This is a genomic window from Streptococcus gallinaceus (assembly GCF_024170225.1).
Taxonomy (GTDB): Bacteria; Bacillota; Bacilli; order Lactobacillales; family Streptococcaceae; genus Streptococcus; species Streptococcus gallinaceus.
Genome location: NZ_JALJXU010000005.1, coordinates 146,297 through 164,721, shown reverse-complemented (window position 1 = coordinate 164,721; position 18,425 = coordinate 146,297). Strand labels below are relative to the sequence as shown.

The 18,425-nt window shown below is 42.4% G+C and carries 18 protein-coding genes; 2 read left to right on the top strand and 16 right to left on the bottom strand.

The genetic code is table 11. The features are described 5' to 3' along the window. The 5 genes from J2T50_RS07590 to J2T50_RS07570 all read right to left on the bottom strand — a co-directional run. A partial coding sequence (locus J2T50_RS07590; protein WP_253365343.1) for a transposase occupies positions 1-481 on the bottom strand: 481 nt, incomplete at its 3' end. A gap of 80 nt (positions 482-561) precedes the next feature. Then, a complete protein-coding gene (locus J2T50_RS07585; RefSeq protein ID WP_253365342.1) occupies positions 562-2,166 on the bottom strand; it encodes a potassium/proton antiporter in 1,605 nt (534 codons plus the stop codon). 143 nt (positions 2,167-2,309) lie between these two features. Continuing rightward, complete coding sequence (locus tag J2T50_RS07580; protein WP_253365341.1) at positions 2,310-3,008, bottom strand: Bax inhibitor-1/YccA family protein; 699 nt, start codon at positions 3,006-3,008, stop codon at positions 2,310-2,312. A gap of 19 nt (positions 3,009-3,027) precedes the next feature. After that, positions 3,028-3,516, bottom strand: a complete 489-nt coding sequence (locus J2T50_RS07575; protein WP_253365340.1) for an HD domain-containing protein — start codon at positions 3,514-3,516, stop codon at positions 3,028-3,030. Between the two features lie 48 nt (positions 3,517-3,564). Further along, positions 3,565-4,305: a TrmH family RNA methyltransferase gene (locus J2T50_RS07570; RefSeq protein WP_253365339.1), complete on the bottom strand. Its 741-nt coding sequence runs from the start codon at positions 4,303-4,305 to the stop codon at positions 3,565-3,567. Positions 4,306-4,383: 78 nt separating this feature from the next. Here J2T50_RS07570 and J2T50_RS07565 point away from each other — a divergent pair, with 78 nt between their 5' ends. Both J2T50_RS07565 and yidC read left to right on the top strand, forming a co-directional pair. Next, positions 4,384-4,659: an acylphosphatase gene (locus J2T50_RS07565; RefSeq protein ID WP_253365332.1), complete on the top strand. Its 276-nt coding sequence runs from the start codon at positions 4,384-4,386 to the stop codon at positions 4,657-4,659. A 72-nt stretch (positions 4,660-4,731) separates the two neighbouring features. Continuing rightward, a complete protein-coding gene (gene yidC, locus J2T50_RS07560) occupies positions 4,732-5,643 on the top strand; it encodes a membrane protein insertase YidC (RefSeq protein WP_366515780.1) in 912 nt (303 codons plus the stop codon). Between the two features lie 99 nt (positions 5,644-5,742). Here the strand turns inward: yidC and greA are convergent, their stop codons facing one another. The 11 genes from greA to J2T50_RS07505 all read right to left on the bottom strand — a co-directional run bounded on the left by greA (position 5,743) and on the right by J2T50_RS07505 (position 18,422). Further along, positions 5,743-6,225 carry a transcription elongation factor GreA gene (greA, locus tag J2T50_RS07555; RefSeq protein ID WP_253365331.1) on the bottom strand — a complete coding sequence of 161 codons (483 nt, stop codon included), beginning with the start codon at positions 6,223-6,225 and terminating at the stop codon, positions 5,743-5,745. 72 nt (positions 6,226-6,297) lie between these two features. Beyond that, the gene (mltG, locus tag J2T50_RS07550; protein ID WP_253365330.1) at positions 6,298-7,977 is read right to left on the bottom strand and encodes an endolytic transglycosylase MltG; all 1,680 of its coding nucleotides are present in this window, start codon (positions 7,975-7,977) and stop codon (positions 6,298-6,300) included. A 67-nt stretch (positions 7,978-8,044) separates the two neighbouring features. Further along, positions 8,045-8,536, bottom strand: coding sequence for a GNAT family N-acetyltransferase (locus tag J2T50_RS07545; RefSeq protein ID WP_253365329.1), 492 nt, complete (start codon positions 8,534-8,536; stop codon positions 8,045-8,047). A 51-nt stretch (positions 8,537-8,587) separates the two neighbouring features. Then, a complete protein-coding gene (murC, locus tag J2T50_RS07540) occupies positions 8,588-9,919 on the bottom strand; it encodes a UDP-N-acetylmuramate--L-alanine ligase (RefSeq protein WP_253365328.1) in 1,332 nt (443 codons plus the stop codon). Next, positions 9,916-10,572, bottom strand: coding sequence for a divisome accessory protein ZapJ (gene zapJ / locus J2T50_RS07535; RefSeq protein ID WP_253365326.1), 657 nt, complete (start codon positions 10,570-10,572; stop codon positions 9,916-9,918). Before zapJ ends, murC begins: the two co-directional genes overlap by 4 nt. A 60-nt stretch (positions 10,573-10,632) precedes the next feature. After that, entirely contained in the window at positions 10,633-13,728 is a 3,096-nt protein-coding gene (locus tag J2T50_RS07530; RefSeq protein WP_253365324.1) for a pilus expression-regulating Snf2 family helicase, read from the bottom strand. A gap of 129 nt (positions 13,729-13,857) precedes the next feature. Next, a complete protein-coding gene (locus J2T50_RS07525) occupies positions 13,858-14,076 on the bottom strand; it encodes a hypothetical protein (protein WP_253365322.1) in 219 nt (72 codons plus the stop codon). 262 nt (positions 14,077-14,338) lie between these two features. Continuing rightward, on the bottom strand, positions 14,339-15,649 hold the full coding sequence (gene der, locus J2T50_RS07520; protein ID WP_253365314.1) for a ribosome biogenesis GTPase Der: 1,311 nt from the start codon (positions 15,647-15,649) through the stop codon (positions 14,339-14,341). Positions 15,650-15,659: 10 nt separating this feature from the next. Then, on the bottom strand, positions 15,660-16,376 hold the full coding sequence (locus tag J2T50_RS07515) for an NADPH-dependent oxidoreductase (protein ID WP_253365306.1): 717 nt from the start codon (positions 16,374-16,376) through the stop codon (positions 15,660-15,662). Next, on the bottom strand, positions 16,369-17,271 hold the full coding sequence (dnaI, locus tag J2T50_RS07510; RefSeq protein WP_253365304.1) for a primosomal protein DnaI: 903 nt from the start codon (positions 17,269-17,271) through the stop codon (positions 16,369-16,371). The genes J2T50_RS07515 and dnaI overlap by 8 nt, the downstream gene beginning before the upstream one ends. After that, a complete protein-coding gene (locus J2T50_RS07505) occupies positions 17,268-18,422 on the bottom strand; it encodes a replication initiation and membrane attachment family protein (RefSeq protein ID WP_253365303.1) in 1,155 nt (384 codons plus the stop codon). Before J2T50_RS07505 ends, dnaI begins: the two co-directional genes overlap by 4 nt. Positions 18,423-18,425 lie beyond the last annotated feature (3 nt).

The following is an 18,425-nucleotide window of genomic DNA, read 5'->3' as shown; positions in this document are numbered from 1 at the left end:
CTACTTCGTCCCTCAATCGAAGTTCTCTCAACTTTTTTAGATAGGCCACCTCCGTTCTTAAACGCTCGTTTTCTTCCTGAAGACGCTCTAATTCAGTCATTTCCTCCCATGTTTTCTTTGGTTTACGTCCCATCTTTGGTGGTTTCCCTCTTGCTTTCTCAACAATAGTATAACCACTTTTCTTGTATTGGGAAAGCCAATTGGACAGGGTTCCCCTATTGGGGAGGGCATAATCAAGAGAGACCGATAATATAGATTGACCATCCAATAAAACTTTATCAATCATTTCCTTTTTCAGTAAAGGAGAATAGTGGGTATTTTTCCCTTTTTTAACAATGTCTAAGCCATAGCGTTTCATTAGCCGAAGCATATATTTAATAGTAGATTCCCTAACATCGAACATTTTAGACAAGTAGGGAATTGAATAGCCTTCTTGTCTTAATTGATAGAGTTGAATCTTATCTTCATAACTTAATTTCATAGAAAAAGCCCCCCATTCGTTAGACAAGAAATCTAACGAATGGGGGGCAGTTCAATCCCGCCAGAGGGTTCTTTTTCTTTTTATAAATTAGCACTTTCTAAATACAGGACCTTATCCCCGGCTAACAATTTGTTATCTCCTCGGGGGATAATGTACTTGCCACCACGATTGATGAGAATAACCAACATTTCTTTTTCAAAATCCTTCAGTTTTGTACCAATATGTGCATTGTCTTCTTCAATTTTCACTTCATTGATATGGATGTCACTCCCTTGAGTAAAGGATTTGGCAATACAAACAATCTTATCTCCTTCTCGGATAACGGTTTTCCCATTTGGTAATATGCGCTCTCCGTTACGATTGATGAAAACGACTAACAGGGCACGACTAATATCCATTTCCTCTAATTTCTTGTCTTTCCAAAAATGATCCCCATCCACAACAAAAGTTATAAATTCAATAGGAGTTTCATTAGAATAGTCCGTAAACGATTTGAGGGGATCTTGAAGAAGGTCAATCATATCCAATTTGGTTGATACAAATGGAAGCAAACTCCCTTGAATCAAAATAGACAGAAGAACAATACCAAAAGTAACATGGAAAATATCCAATTGAGTAGTTCCAACAATCTGATTACGTGCCATAATCGCAAAAACAATCGAAGCTGCTCCCCTTAGACCAGCTACAGATATGACCGCCTTTTGCGCCATTTTGGGTTTGAAAAAAGCCATTGCTCCTTCGACCACCAGAGGGCGAGCAATAAATGTTAAAAAGAGAAAAATCAGAAAAGCAATCGGCATATTTTTCACAATCAAGTGAAAATCGGATAAAAATCCTAATGTAAAAAAGAGAGCAATCTGCATGAGATTCGTAAAGGCATCGTAAAAATAGACAAGAGCAACTTTATTCTTCATCTTACTATTTCCAAGAAGGATGCCATACAGATAAACTGCAAGATAGCCGTTCCCATTGATATAGGATGTCGCACTGAAGGTCAAAATACTAATCGCAAAAATCAAAATAATATCAAAGCCCTCAGCTATCTTAATTTTTGTCAAAAACAACTTACAGATTTTAAACGCTAAAAAACCAAACAGCAGACCAAAAATAATTTGACTAAAAACACTCACAATCACTTGACTCTGAGACATGTCCTTGTTCAAGAGACCGATCGCTATAATCGTCAAAAGATAGGACGCGGGATCGTTGGATCCGCTTTCTATTTCCAGAAGAGATGATGTTCGATATTTCAGACTTAATCGCCGCGAACGAATAATAGAGAAAACCGACGCCGCATCCGTAGACGATATCACACTTCCCATGAGAAAACTCTCTAGTAAACCAAAATGCAAGATAAAATGACAAAACAAAGTCACACTAGCAGCTGTCAAAACAGCTCCAAAAGTTGATAATACGATGGCTGGCTGAACAACTTTTTTTGCCTCTTCCCAACGCGTTCCAAATCCACCATAAAAAATAATAAAAATCAAACAAATCGAAGCTATCTTCTCCGTCAGCAAATAATTCGCAAAATGGATATTCAAACCACTCGGGTGAGTAAAGAAAATTCCCACTCCTAAGAAAAAAATCAACGTGGGAATCCCCACCTTATTTGAAAACTTATTTAAAAAAATAGACGATAATACAACAAAACTACTCAAGATTAAGACAATATTTAAATCCATACTTCCCCCTTTATTTCTATTTTTATTTCTATTTCTTACTTTTAGTATAGTATATAGTAAAATGACTCAAGATGAAAGTTACGGGCTTGGTAAGAAAATGAAACAAGCTCCCCTGGTATCCAAGGAAGCTTTTTAGATTGTATTTAGTCTCTTGAACCAAAGATACGGAGGAGGTTCAAGAACAAGTTAATAAAGTCCAGATAGAGCTGCAAGGCCATTGATACGACCCAACCTTGCCCAACTTGACCGTTTGTTTCTTCAAAAACATAGCGAATACGCTGATTGTCATAAGCAATCAATCCTGCAAAAATCAAGACAGAAACGATTGAAATCATGAAGCTCATTCCTGAACTTCCAAGGAAGATATTGACCAGACTAGCAATAATCACTCCCCACAAAGCTGCGCGTAAGGCTTGCCCCATGGCTGATAAATCTTTTTTGGTCGTTGCCCCAATCACGGCCATAACCACAAACATAAGCGCTGAGGATAAAAAGGCATTAAATACCGCAGTCTGAGTATAAAGCATGAGCACAAAGCTAATGGTTACCCCATTGAGCACCGAATAGCCTAAAAACATAGGTAGTGCTGCTGGACTATTTTTAGCAGCCATAGCTGACGCTGCAAATACAAGACCAATCTCAGCTAGCATCAAAATCATGATGAAGCCTGACCCACCACCAACCAAGAGGTTGATGGTCGCTTGTCTAAAAACGGTCAGGGCCAAAAACGATGTCACAGCTGACAACCCGATACCGGCTGCTACAAAGCCATAAATTTTGGCAAAAAAGCGATTGAGACCAACTGTGTCGACCTGATTAATAACAAATGGATTATCGTTCATTTCTATCTCCCTATTCTTCTTATGGTAATTTCAAATGTCTTGGTTTTCTTCGCTTAAACCGATGCTGCAAGGGCAAGGTCGCTTCACGAACTGCCCAATACTTGTCCACACAGGTCACAATCCAAGACTCTTTGTAACGCGGTGGCGCAATGGTTGCTCCAAACATGTGTTTGACAATAATATCCTCTTCAACTGGATTGATATTCGTCAGCTTCTTTGCATTTCGCAGGGCAATACGCGGATGAACCCAGGCATGACTCTTGGCAAACTTTTGGTCGCGCCAGTCATAGTAAAATAAATCATGGAGGAGACCTCCACGTGCGGCCGACCGAGCATCCCAACCGAATTTTTTAGCTAATCGATAACTGGTATAGGATACATTGATGGAATGCTCCAATCGATTGGAATAATAGTGATGGGTAATGTCTACTAGCTTCTGCACCTTTGGTGAAGCCAGCAACTGCCCCACATGCTCCATATATTCTGGATCTTTCTTATAAGAAGTCATAAGCTGCCTCCTTTGATTCCTATTATACCACATTTTAACATCATCACCTTAAATAAAGCTAAACAGTAAGATTCCGGCTGCTACAGCAACGTTTAAACTTTCTGCTTGACCAGGCATGGTGATATGAACCAATTGGTCTGCTTTCTGAATCATTTCATGAGAAATCCCTTGCCCTTCATTTCCCATGACCAAGAGAAATTCATTGGGTACAGTCACCTGTTTGTAGTCTACTGAATCTTTTGAAAGGGTCGTCGCCAAAACAGGTACTTGATTTTCCTTACATAAATCAAGGAGCTGACCTCTTGCTACCCGGTAAATCGGCAAGTGAAAATGACTTCCTTGCATGGAGCGTAGCACTTTTAAGTTATAAATATCAGCAGATTTGTCTGAGATAAAAACCGCATCTAGCCCTGCAGCATCCGCTGTGCGAATCATAGTTCCCACATTTCCTGGGTCTTGCACATCTTCTAAAAAGAGGTACTTCCCAGATAAATTTGCCGGTAAATCCTGCTTAGGAAGTGCAATCTGTGCAACGACTCCTTGAGGAGTCTGACTATCTGCCAATTCGATCAAAATCTCACGAGTGACAAAAACGACCGATCCTAGCCCTGCTACCTTTTCCGCAAATTCTTCTAGTACAAAAATTCGCTCAATGATGGCACCACTTGCAAGGGCCTCATCCAACAAATGCCAACCCTCTATCAAATACGATTCCTTGCGGTATTTTTTCTGATGTAATTTCTTGGTTTGTTTGACCAACTGATTGGCCTTTGACCGTATAACTTCCATAGTTTCCTCTTTTTCTTTGACTATTTCCCATGATATAATAAAGTGAAATACTTGTCAAAAAGAAAGAAGGTCTGGACCATGCACAAGATAAAAATGGTTGCATCAGGGCGGGTACAAGGCGTGGGTTTTCGTTGGTCTGTCCAATTTTTAGCCTCCGAATTAGGGGACATCTACGGGCGAGTCTGGAACAACGAGGACGGAACTGTCACTATCCTTGCTCAGTCTGAACAATCGGAAAAGATCAGCCAGTTCATCCAAGAAATCCGCAAAGGACCCTCTCGCATGTCCAAGGTCACCTACCTAGACGTTCAATTGTCTAACTTTCCTGATTACTCTGATTTTAAGGTACAATAATCATCTTTAACTTGTATATTTTTCTCAAAAACAGTAAAATAGAGAGTATCTTGACAAAAAAGGAAAAGAAAAGTGAAACAATCTAAACGTTTATTCTTATCGGGCTTAGCCCTATCCATGTTACTATTTCTATCTGGCTGTGTGCAGCAGAAAAATGGCGTTCCAACTGGTGAAGGTTGGGTCTACAAGTTTTTAGTTGAGCCAATGAGCCACTTAATCAAGTTCTTCGCGGTTAACCAAGGACTTGGTTTTGGACTAGCTATCATTATCGTAACTCTCCTCGTGCGTACCTTGATTTTACCATTAGGAATTTACCAATCTTATAAAGCCAGCTACCAATCTGAAAAAATGCGCTATTTGAAGCCAATTTTGGATCCTATCCAAGAACGCATGCGTAATGCCGCTACTCAGGAAGAACAACTGGCTGCTCAACAAGAATACATGGCCGCTCATAAAGAGCTCGGTGTCAGCATGTTGGGTGGTATGGGATGCTTGCCTATACTCATTCAGATGCCATTCTTTACAGCACTTTTTTACGCAGCGAAATTTACAGATGGTATCGCAGAAGCAAGTTTCTTTGGTATCAACCTTGGAAAATCTAGTCTGATTCTCGTAGCAATTGCCGGTGTCCTCTACCTTTTCCAATCTCTTCTAATGACCGTTGGACTTGATGCGGAGCAAAAGAAGCAAATGCGTTCCATGCTCTTTATTAATCCAATCATGATTGTTATGTTCTCCATCAGCGCTCCTGCAGGCGTAACTCTTTACTGGGTTGTGGGTGGTCTCTTCGGTATCATCCAACAAGTCTTGACAACTTTCATTATCAAACCAAAAATCCGTGCTCAGATTGAGGAAGAATTTGCTCAAAATCCTCCAAAAACTCCAACACCATCAAAAGCAAAAGACGTGACACCAACCGCAAGCTCTGCCATTATCACATCAAAAAAAGACAGACGTAACGCTGGAAAACAACGTTCAAAATAAAGGGAAATGGACTAGGATAGCTTCCTAGTCTCTTTTCAAACCAAAAAGAATCCAGGACGAACACTCCTGGATTCTTTTTTATTGTCATAAAACGAGCTATTACTTCGTTTTTTCAACTTTCAAGATTTTGATATCATAGCTGCCAGCAGGTGTCTGAACAGTTGCCACTTCACCTGTTTTCTTACCAATCAAGGCATGACCAATTGGGCTTTCGTTTGATACTTTATTGGCAAAAGCATCCGCTCCAGCTGCACCGACGATGTGGTAGACTTCTTCATCCGTTTCGCCAACTTCTTGAACCGTTACTGTTTTACCAATCGCCACTTCATCTTTTGCAACAGCATCGCTATCAACGATTTCTGCGTAGCGGATTTTTGTTTCCAAAGTTGAAATTTGACCTTCTACAAAAGCTTGTTCATCTTTTGCTGCTTCGTACTCACTGTTTTCTGACAAGTCTCCGTATGAACGTGCAATTTTGATGCGTTCTACGATTTCTGGACGACGAACTAATTTTAAGTCTTCCAATTCTTGTTCTAATTTCAATTTTTCTTCCAACGTCATTGGATATGTTTTTTCTGCCATGTTATTTCCTTCTCTCTATTTTGTGAAAACAAAATTATGCGGGAAACCCACATAACCTTGTTCTAATCAATTTTAGTTCCCAATCTGACTGTTCACGTATGTTGCAACATTTTGTTCGTGTTGTTCTAAGGTTTCAGAATAGTAAACTGTACCAGTTTTGACATCCGCTACAAAGTAATAGTTATTTGTTTTGTTTGGATTGAAGGTCGCTTCAATTGCCACTTGGCTAGGGCTGTCTACTGGACCAGGCATCAAGCCTGTATTTGCATAAATATTATAAGGTGAATCAATACTTGTGTCAACAGCTGCATCTTCTGCTAGGGTTGTCTTTTCACCCAATTTGCCCATCGCATAAAGGATAGCAATGTTAGACTGAAGTGGCATGCCTGCATTGATACGATTATAGAAAACACCTGCAATGGTACGGCGGTCTTCATCTGTCGAACCTTCCTTCTCAACCAATGAAGCCATTGTAAGGAGTGAATTCACATCCAGACCTTTTGCTGCCAATTGGTCATAATAAGGTTGCAAACGCTCGTCCATAGCTACAATCATTTTTTCAACTAATTGCTCCATGGTTGTCGAGTCTGAGTACTCATAGGTTGCTGGGAAGAGGTAGCCTTCTAAGCGATAGATGACTCCGCTATCTGCAGCTGGAAGATTAGCAAATAGTTTTGGATAAGCAGCGACCATTTTATTGATGAAAGCCTCGTCAGCTACTAGTTTCAAGAACTCATCTGAAGAGAATTTAGTCTTGTCGTCTTTTTGTTTTGTGTTGACATTGTCAGTGATTGCTTGTGCAATTTGCTTAATCGTCGAACCTTCTACAATCAAGATTTTACCTGCAATCGGCTCTTGTGGAGCTGCAGTACCGCTTTCTTGTAGAGCTTTTGACAATTCATCAACAGACATAGACTGAGACAAATTATAGTAGCCACTTTGGAAGTTATTGTAGCTCTTCAACTTCGCATAGTAATTAAAGATAGTAGCATTCTTAATCAGATGTTTCTTTTCAAGAATCTTACCGATTTCAAGTGTTGTCGATCCTTCTGGAATCTCTACCTGAAGTGTTTTTGTCGCTTTTGTGTTGATTGGCTCAAGGCTAGATTTTACATAAGTATAGCCTGTTACGCCTGTCACTGCAACTGCAAGTAATACAACCGCGATAACGGTCATAACGATACGAGTTGCTGTTTTTTCTCGTTTTTTCCGGTGATGATTCACTGATGCTCGGCTCCGCGTATGTTTACGAGTGGATTTGTTTTCCTCTTCGGTAACGGTAGGAACGATGGTTTCTTCCAAGGTATTGGTATGTTCTGCTAGAAGCTCCTTGTGCTCTTCCATCGAAAAATGATGAACAACTGTCGCATCTAGGTCTTCTACAGGTGCCAAAGGTGTCTCCTCTGGTTGAGGAACTTCATTCAAGGGTTGCGTCTCCACAAATACCCCATCAAGCATCTGAGTTTCCTTAGCAGGCGCATCTTCGACGACTTCCTCTGTCGAAATCGTTTCGGTAACTTGATCTACTAGTGGAATTTCTTGTGTTACTTCTATTGACGAATCCGCTTCCTCAACAGGTGTAACTTCTACTTGATTGACATCAAAGCGTCGTCTCAAATCATCTACTGAGACACTCGTTTCTTCTGCCGGTTGTTGTGCTAGACGTTCCTGTTTCAATTGTTCTAAATCTCTTAAAATCTGGTCTCGAAACGAGGATTCTTGTGTGTCTTTATTTTCTACATTATCTGCCACACGTATTCTCCTTTCACACAATTACATGATATTATATCTTAATTAAGCCATAAAAGCAAGAAGAACCTTACTCTGATGGGCTTTCCCAGTACATTTCCACCCACTCTTCTCCACCTAATTGCGACGGAGAAAGACCAATTTCAGCAAATCCATTCATTTGGTAGTAGCCAACCAATTCTTCCTTACATGTTAGGCAAATTCCTTTGAAATCAGAAGCCACAGCTACTTCCTTTAAACCAGCTAGGAGCAAGGTTCCCAGCCCCTGTTTTTGATGAGTTGAGGCAATAGAGAGACTCGATATCCCTAGATAGGTTAAATCTCCCGCTGGAAGGCTCGTTTGCTCAAAGACAGCATCCGTTAAACTAGCTGTTGCCATCGGTGTTGCTAATAAATGTCCAACCAGACTTCCATCATCTTCGATGACCAGACAGGTCTTGCCTAATTTTTCTGCATAAAATGCGAGAACAGGAGAGGGTATTTGTTCCGTCAGAGGAAAATTCCCTTCCTCTAAAGCTCTGATACCTCCCAAGTCTCCTTCCTGTACAGACCGTATTTCCATTTTTATTTCTCCATAGAAAGAACAGACAGCATATCTGCCGCCTATCGTCTCTCATTGTACGTTATTTGAAAGATTTGATAAAAGTTGTTCAAATGAATACTCATAGGATTGGATATCGCCAGCCCCCATGAACACATAAACTGCATTGTCATGGTTCAAGAGTGGTGATGTATTCTCAACTGTAATCACCGCACCTTTTTTCTTGATTTTAGCTGCCAAATCTTCAACCTTGACTTGCCCCTTATCTGTTTCACGTGCTGATCCATAAATTTGTGCCAAATAGACAGCGTCCGCATCGTTCAAGGCTGCAGCAAACTCGTCCAAGAGGGCAATTGTCCGCGTAAATGTATGCGGTTGGAATACCGCAACAATTTCTTTACTTGGGTATTTTTGACGTGCAGCATCAATCGTTGCCACAATTTCTGTCGGATGGTGAGCAAAGTCATCAATGATGACTGTTCCGTTCACAACTTTTTCAGTGAAACGGCGTTTTACCCCACCAAATGTCTTCATATGCTCTGCAACCAAGTCCAAATCAAAACCTGCTACATAGAGGTTGGCAATCACAGCCGTTGCATTTAAAATATTATGACGACCAAAAGTTGGAATTTGGAAGCTGCCTAATTCTTCTTGACCATGGCGAACTTTGAAAGTTGAACCAGTTGTAGAGGGCTGCAAATCATAGGCTACAAAGTCGTTATCGTCTCCAAAACCATAGTAGTAAATTGGCGCTGGAGCCGTAATCTTACGCAATTCAGCATCTTCTCCGTAAACAAAGAGACCTTTTGTAACTTGCTTAGCATAATCATTAAAGGCGTTGAAGACGTCTTCCAAGCTAGTGAAGTAGTCTGGATGGTCAAAGTCAACGTTTGTAATGATGCTGTATTCTGGGTGATAAGGCATGAAATGGCGTTCGTACTCGTCTGATTCGAAGACAAAATACTTGGCATTGGCTGAACCGCGACCAGTACCGTCACCAATCAAGTAACTTGTATCTGTGATGTTGCGCATAACATGAGCCAACAAGCCAGTCGTTGATGTCTTCCCGTGGGCCCCTGCTACACCAAAACTTGTAAACTGGCGCATGAATTCACCCAAGAACTCATGGTAACGTTTATAAGACAAGCCTTGTGCATCTGCATAAGCAATCTCAACGTTATTATCTGGACGAAAGGCATTTCCGGCAATCAATTCAACATCGGCAGAAATATTGTTTTCATCAAAGGGAAGAATGGCAATCCCTGCCTGCTCCAAACCACGTTGCGTGAAATAATATTTTTCAACATCACTACCTTGAACCTTGTGGCCCATTTGATGCAACATTAGCGCTAAAGCGCTCATTCCAGAGCCCTTGATTCCGATAAAATGATAGGTTTTGGTCATGATTCCATATCCTCTTCCATGTGTGTTAAATTTAATTCCTGAGCTACACGGCGTTCATGTCTCACTTGTCGTTCAGGGTAATCATATACTTGGCTCCGCTTCAAGAAATCATAGGAATTTCGCTGAAGAGGGGCTTCTTCTTTTACACGGTCCTTTTTTTCCAAAGAATAAACCGCTGGCATATCGGCCAAAATGTAAGTGTCTTGACGCAGTTTATCTGCAAGGTAGCTCAAGTGTGTCAACTTGTGTTCTGGCACCAATGGTGCTGTAACTGGTTGACGCAAAGGCTTGTGCAAACTTGCTTTCTCATCCTGTAAATAAGCCGCAGATTTTTTCCGTTTCAAGTCTTCGCGAGCCTGCTCACGGGCCAACTGCCCCTGTGTTTTTTCAGAATAAACAGCTCGAGGAGGTGTCGGTCTTTGCAGACGTTCTCGTCTAGAGTAACCACTCGGCTGACTAGAAAAGAGCGGCGGCAATAAATCTTCCTGCACCACTTCCGTAGCGGCAACTGGATGGCTAAAATCCTTGTCTTGATAAGGCCCCTTGATATTGCTGATAAGATCGGACTCATCGTATAAAGTCATTTGTGGAGCTGGCTCCACCAAAACTTCATCATCTGCAATCAATGGAAACAGTGTCTGTCGTCTCGTCATACATTTTTTCCTTTCAAACTGGTATTATAGCATATTTCCTGCTTTTTCGGGAGTTTCAGCTCAGGAAAGCCCCAAAATCTCACGAATATCATCCACCGTCAAGCTAGCACGGCTTTCATTTCCATCAAGAACCGTCGTCACAAGATTTTTCTTATTTTCTTGCAATTCTTGAATTTTTTCTTCGATGGTGCCACGGGTAATCATACGATAGAATTCCACCGTTTCTGTTTGCCCCATGCGGTGGGCACGACTAATGGCTTGCTGCTCGGCTGCAGGATTCCACCACAAGTCAATCAAAATAACTGTGTCCGCTCCTGTTAGATTCAGCCCAACACCGCCCGCTTTCAGGGAAATCAAGAATGCATCTCGACTGCCCGTGTTAAAAGCAGTGGTCATTTCTTGGCGAAGATGGGTCGGAGTTGAACCAGTCAATTTATAACTGCTCAAACCTAAATGGTCCAACTCTTTCTCAATGATGTCCAGCATCTGTTTAAATTGAGAAAAAATTAAGACACGGTGATTGCCTTCCTTGAGTTGGATGAGAAGCTCTTTGAGATTTTCCAATTTGCCACTTTCTCCATCAAAATCATCCATAAATAATTTTGGTGTGTCACAAATCTGACGCAAACGCGTAATGCCAGACAAAATCTCAATTTTCTGGCGATTGATTTCAGCCTCGCTAGCCGAAGCCACACGCGCCTGAATTTGACGCAACTGGGCCAGATAAATGACCTTTTGGTCGTCTGACAGTTCATTGAGAACATTGACCTCTATCAAGTCAGGCAATTCTTCAAGCACATCCTCTTTCTTGCGACACAGGATAAATGGTCGAATAATCCGAGCCACATCCTCTGCAGCCAACTTACCAAAAGCGAGCTTGGCCGGCAATAGACCTGGCAAGACAATTTGGAAGATGGACCAGATTTCATTGAGGTTATTTTCAATTGGAGTCCCAGATAAGGCAAAACAATTGCCCACTTCAAACTCGCGTAATTGCTGAGCTATTTTTGTCTGGGAATTCTTCATCACTTGCGCTTCGTCCAAGAAAAGGTAATCGTAAGACTGGGCTTTGTAAAGGGCGACATCTTGTCGGAAAGAAGCATAGCTGGTCACGACCACTTGGTGGTCTTCCTCAAGCAATCGCTCGCGCTCAGCCTTGTTGCCGTAAATAACAGCCACATCTAGCTGCGGGGCAAACTTATGGCATTCTTCCTGCCAGTTATAGATCAGGCTCGATGGTGCCAAAATCAAAACTCGGGAATCCTTTGTCGTATGGCTCGCGATAAATGCGATAGATTGCAAGGTTTTTCCTAAACCCATATCATCTGCCAATATCCCACCAAATCCGTACTTATCCAAAGTCGACAACCAATGAACACCCAGTTGTTGGTAATCTCGAAGATTGGCTTGAATTGGTAGGGCGGGCAATTCTACTGCTTCTGGATGCGCTAATTCATAAGCCATGGTTCGGAAACTCTCCGTAAAGGAAATATGGTCCTGACCAGAAAAGGCATCCGCTAGCTGATAAGATGCCAGACTAGACAGGGTCATCGATCCTTGTCCACTTGACTTGGCCCGTAAAAAGGTCAAGGTTTGACTGACTCTTTTTAATTCATCATCAAAGACCAACAACCGACCTGTCCGGCTAGTGAAGTAGGCTTGCGCTGACATCAAGGCTTCTAAGGCATCCTCTACCTCATCAGCTTCAATCCCTGCAAAATCAAAGGAAACATCTAAAAGTGAGCCGCTACGGTCCACTTGGATGCTGGTCGCCTCCTCCACCAAGACATCACGCAAGTCATCAGACAAGTCCACCTGACCGAACCGCTTCATAGCTGGCAAGGTTTGTACAAAAAATTGGTACCAATCTTGGCTTGATAAACCCGTTCGTTGCCGTTTAAACTGACCACGAAAGCCTGCATGATCTAAAAAGCGATAAACCCCTTGTAAATGCTGGTAATGATAGGCAAAGGCCAATTCTTGCAATTCCTCTTGACTGCTTACCTGGCAATTGGGAAAGGCGAGAGAAAGTTGCAAGAGAAGCTGATTGTCCTCTCCCTTATCTAAGCGAAATTGCGGTTGAAAATCCTGAATTTCAAATCGTTTGGGTGCAGACACAGTCCCTATTTTTTTGAATTCCAAGAGGCTGAGCGCCAACTTATCTCGGTCTTGAAAATCAACTTGAACCGTCTTACGCCCCTGCTCATCCTTGGACAAGATATCCTTTACCGTTTTCAACAAGGTATCTTGCTGGGCATCCACTTGATAAAGGCAATTCCCAACCAAAAAGTAGCGCCCCGATAAGAGCTCACGTTTGGGCTTCTCTTCAATCTTCAGCTCGATTACCTGCGTGTCCACCTCGACCGAGAAGCGATACAAATTCGCCCTTGCATCAAAATCCACCAACCTCAAGGTGTCATATTTTTCATCATCACAATGAAATTCAAAGCTAGCTAATTGCTGAAGCAAGTCCAAGCCGTCTTCAAAAAAGGCCAGTGGCAAACGAAGATGACGTCCAAAATGCGCGAATACTTCACTTTCAAAAACTGATTTTTCAGGAATGATTCGCCACAAAAAATCCAGCAAGCCTTGACTAGCATCGTCAAAAACAGCATAGGACAACTTTTCGTAATAATTTTTTCCTATCTGGTAGGAGCTTCCTTTTTTGACAATTTTCAAAAAGGCGCCAATATCTCGAATGATATAGGAACGGCTATCCGGCAGGCGGCTGATTTTCAAGGTCCAATCAATATTTTGGTCATACAGCAAGAGCTGGCCCTCTACCGAGAGTTGGTAGCGAACTTCCAGCGTCTCATCTCCAGGCAAGACCTTATCCAGAAAAAGCCCTCCAAAATAGGTCCGTCGCTCGCGCTCTTCTTCCTTGGCTTCATCGCGGGACAGAGTTTCAATTGTTTCTTTGCCGTCCGCATCATTTTTCAAGTAGTATTCTACAGCTGCAAGATGGGGACAGTAGGCACGCTGCGCAAACAAGTCACAGGAACAACTTATTTTTTCCTCATCGAGCGCATAGCAAAAATCCTCTGCATCTACCTTGAAAAAAAGACAAGAGTCGGCACTTTTTTCTACACTCAACTTACCGGCCTCGTACAATTCAATTCCCTCTTGACGGACCCGTCCCGGCATCATTCTAGCCATAGATTCTCCTTTTCTTTATCCCTCTATTATAGCATACTTAATCCCTTTATTGGTGTTTTTTCATGATAAAAAGAAGGCTTTCACCTTTTTCTCTTTCTATCCAAAACAATCAAAATTGCCAGCAGCTACCTACTGAGGAAATTGAAACAGATTCTTTTCGAGGACAAAATCAAGGGCAAATACCTTGGTATGATCTCCATGAAAAGTCACAACCAACTGGTCTGTTGTTAATTCCTTAATCTGCCCCGCTCCAAAACGAGGATGTACCACCATACGTCCTCTGTAAAATTGCTTCTCCAAGACCTGTCGAAAACTCGGCAAGGGCTGGTCATAGTCTTGACTGCGCACCTGATAAATATCACACCTTGATGAGACATAGCAACGATTTTTCAGTTTTAAACACAAGCCATTTTCAAAAAATTGGTAGCGAGCTCTGTGGCGCTTTTCATCTCCTTGACTACGAGTGAATTTTCCTACATGCCACGAGGTTCCCGCCAGCTATCCCAAACCCATAGATTCTCCTCCTTTACACAATATAACATTCTATTTTATCAATAAATAGGGGAAAATGCTCAGTTTCAATAGAAAAACCTCCAAAAGGAGGTTCTGATTATTTACGTTTCCGAGCAATCAAATGAATCGGAGTGCCTTCAAATACAAAGGCTTTGCGGATTTGATTTTCCAAAAAGCGCATGTAAGAGAAGTGCATGAGCTCTTCTTCGTTGACAAAGACGACAAATGTCGGTGGTTTGGTAGCCACTTGTGTCGCGTAGAAAATTTTCAGGCGTTTACCCTTGTCAGTCGGTGTAGGATTGATGGCAATGGCATCCATGATGACATCATTAAGAACCGCTGATGGAATTCGAGTATTTTGACTTTCACTAATCTGCTTAATGAGGTCAGGCAACTTATGCAACCGTTGCTTGGTCAGGGCAGATACGAAGATAATTGGAGCATAAGACAAGTATTGGAACTGGTCACGAATATCGTCTTCCCAGTTCTTCATGGTGTGATTATCCTTTTCAATCGTATCCCACTTGTTGACCACGATAATCATCCCTTTACCCGCTTCATGGGCAAAGCCGGCAATCCGCTTGTCGTACTCACGAATGCCTTCTTCTGCGTTGATGACCATCAAAACCACATCTGAGCGGTCAATGGCACGCATGGCACGCATGACAGAGTATTTCTCTGTATTCTCGTAGACCTTACCAGATTTGCGCATACCAGCGGTATCAATCATGGTAAACTCTTGTCCTTCGCTATCCGTGAAATGCGTATCAATGGCATCACGAGTCGTTCCAGCCACTGGACTAGCAATCACACGGTCTTCTCCCAAGATGGCGTTAATCAAACTAGATTTTCCGACATTGGGACGACCAATCAGGCTGAATTTGATGATGTCTGGATTTTCTTCCTCAATTTCATGCGGTAGATTTTCCACAATGGCATCCAAAACATCCCCGGTACCGATCCCGTGTACGGATGAAACGGGGTAAGGATCGCCAAGACCCAAGGCATAAAAATCGTAGATATCACTACGCATCTCAGGATTATCAACCTTATTTACCGCTAAAATAACGGGCTTATTAGTCTTGTAAAGGATACGAGCAACGTACTCATCAGCATCCGTAATTCCTTCCTTACCAGACACGACAAAAACGATGACATCTGCTTCATCCATGGCAATCTCCGCTTGGTGCTTGATTTGGTCCATGAATGGCGCATCAACGTCGTCGATCCCACCTGTATCGATAATGGAAAACTTACGATTGAGCCAATCAGCTGTTGCATAAATACGGTCGCGTGTCACACCTTCCACATCTTCTACGATGGAAATGCGTTCTCCAGCAATCCGGTTAAAGAGAGTTGATTTGCCGACGTTTGGACGTCCGACAATCGCAATAGTTGGTAAAGCCATGTGGCCTCCTTTATTTCAATAATTTCTGTTCTTTTAAAAATGCTGCCGTCATCGGATGTTCTGGCTGACCAAACTGCATGGCTACACGTTCAGACCATAATTCAGTCTGGCGAGCACCTGCATAATCCGTCATGACCTGGTCAAAGTCCTTGATGACTTGGGCGTCCTGCTCCTGATAAAACTCTTCAAACACCAGTACTTCCTGCGGTAAGCGAGGCTTCACTTCATTTAATTTTTTAGGAACACCCAAGGCAATTCCAAAGATAGGATAGGTATAATCTGGCAACTGCAAAATCTTGGCAATCTCATCCGCATTTTGACGAATCATGCCAATAAAAACTCCCCCATAGCCCATACTTTCAGCAGCCAGTAAGACATTTTGCCCTGCCAAGGCTGCATCTACTGAGGTCACCAAAAGATTGTCCGCACCATCCGCATGAAAATTTTCTGCATGAAGTCGCGTCGCTTTTTCAGCCCGATTGAGGTCTCCGATAAAAATCAAAAACGTGTCACATTTCAGAATCCAAGGTTGTGGTTGTGCGGCATAGATGGCCTGCTTTTGCGTGTCAGACTGCACTTTTACAATGGAGTAGGACTGAAAATTTTTCCAGCTAGACGCTGCTTGTCCTGCTTCAAGGATAGCTTTCAAGTCTTGGTCGGGGATTTTTTGATCCGTGAAGGAACGAACCGAGACATGTTTTTTCATTAGGTCAATGGTTTCAGTCATGGCGTCGATTGCTCCCTTCCAAATGAATTTCTCTAGCAAGATAACGAATGCGCTCCATCACCCGGCGGGCCTGCCAAGTCTCATCTCCTATTTTCCCAGAAGAAAAATGGCGTTCCAAATCTGCAAATGAAAAATTTGAGGTAAAGAAAGTCGGAAGATTTTCCTGCATGCGGTACTGCAAGATGACCTGCAAGACATCATCTCGCACCCAAGACGAATGCTGCTCCGCACCGATATCATCTAAAATCAAGACTTGAGCTGCTTTGATGTCGTCAATCCGTTCTTTAACCGAACCAGAGCTAATCGCATTTTTGATATCCACGACAAAAGTCGGATAATGAAGCATGGTCGTTGCCAACTCATGACGGACCGATAGCTGATGAGCTAAATAAGCCATCAGATAGCTTTTGCCGATACCAAAATTCCCAAAAACATAGAGGCCTTTATTGTCACGACCGACCCGCTCTAAAAACTCACTAATGGCTTCATAAATCGGCATCCGATTGACATCTTCGAAGTCCAAATCTGCTGCCGTAACGGACTTGAGACTCGCTGGCAAAGAAATCAATTGAATGCGATTTTTGATGGTTTCCGCCTTGCGGTAATCCAGCAATGCTTGCGTCTCTTGGTAGGAAACATCGGCATAGCCTTCATTCATGACCAAGACAGGCTTGTAGCCCACCGCAATATAGGCAGAGTCTTTGGCCAAATATTTTTTTCGTTCATTGAGATACTCAAAGAACTTGGACAAGGAGCGACTGACCTGGTCTTCTGTCAGCTGATGCTGAGCAATAAATTCTGCAACCTCTGCATCGCTAACAATCTCAGCATAAAGCTCTTGAAAGGACTTACGTCCACCATTTTCTCGCTTCATATTTTCTTGAACTGGATTCATAGGTCACCTCCTTTTCCTTCCTCCCCCATCATCCGACGACGGAGTTCTTCAAGTCTTTTCTGATCTTGAACTGTTTTTTCTTGCTTCACTTCTTTTTTGCTCCACTCGGGTACATTGCTAGTTTCTACCGGTGTTTTCTGGCTAGGCTTGCTCATTTTTACACCCTCACGCAAGGCCAAAACTGCAGCTTCTGCCGTATCAACCCCACGATAAGAAAAGTCATTAGCCACCTTTAAGGCATACTTTTCATTCAAGTTGGCCGAATCCACACGATTATAGGTATAAAGCACAATGGCGTTGATGACCTCATCGAGTAAGCCCAGTTGCGCCATGTTTTTAAGACAAGTACGTTCTGTAGTTGTCAAGGCTGCTTTCCGGCTGTTTTTTAAGAGTTGTAAAAATTCTAGCGGCTTGTGTTTTTTACTTTCTTGAATGAAGGATACTTCTTGGGGTGAAAATTGCCCCTGGCTGACTGGCTTAGATTGCCATTTTTTAGCCATTCGTTTGGTAGAAATGACAAAATCCACAGCCGTTTCTTTGGCCACTTGATAAGATTCAAACCAAGTCCATCCAGCTTGCTCCGCCAAATGATGTAAGGCAACTGTATCTGTTTTCTCATCTTCAAAACGCAGATTGTCCCGTCCCATCAATTGCTTAAAGGACTGCATGTCAAATTCCTTGGACTGGCTCAAGTTTGACACCACTTGTCCCTCAACTGAAAAAACTTCTGAAAATTGCTTGCTGATTTTTTTATCTACAGATGGCAAATCTTGTTCTAGCAATTGAACGGCAGGCTCACCAATTTTTTTGACTAACAGCGAATGGTAAAGGGGGTGCTTGAGAAATTCCTGCTGCGATAAAGGACGAAGCAACTGCAAACTCACTCCATCCTCCAACTGATAGATGTCCAACAGCTTCATGGCAGATAAGACATTGAGAGCCGCTTCCACCGCCTGCGTCCCCAAACCTAGATGATTGAGCACACGACTAAATTTATACCGCCCACGACCATTGTCATAAAAAGACCAGAGATAGTGGTAGAGTGCCGTTGCCTCCAGCCCCAAAATCGGCTGGTAGCAAGCGGCCAAACTAGCAAAATCCGGCGTAAATTGTTGCCCTGCTAGGTAAGCATAGGTATCGTTTGGTTTCATAAC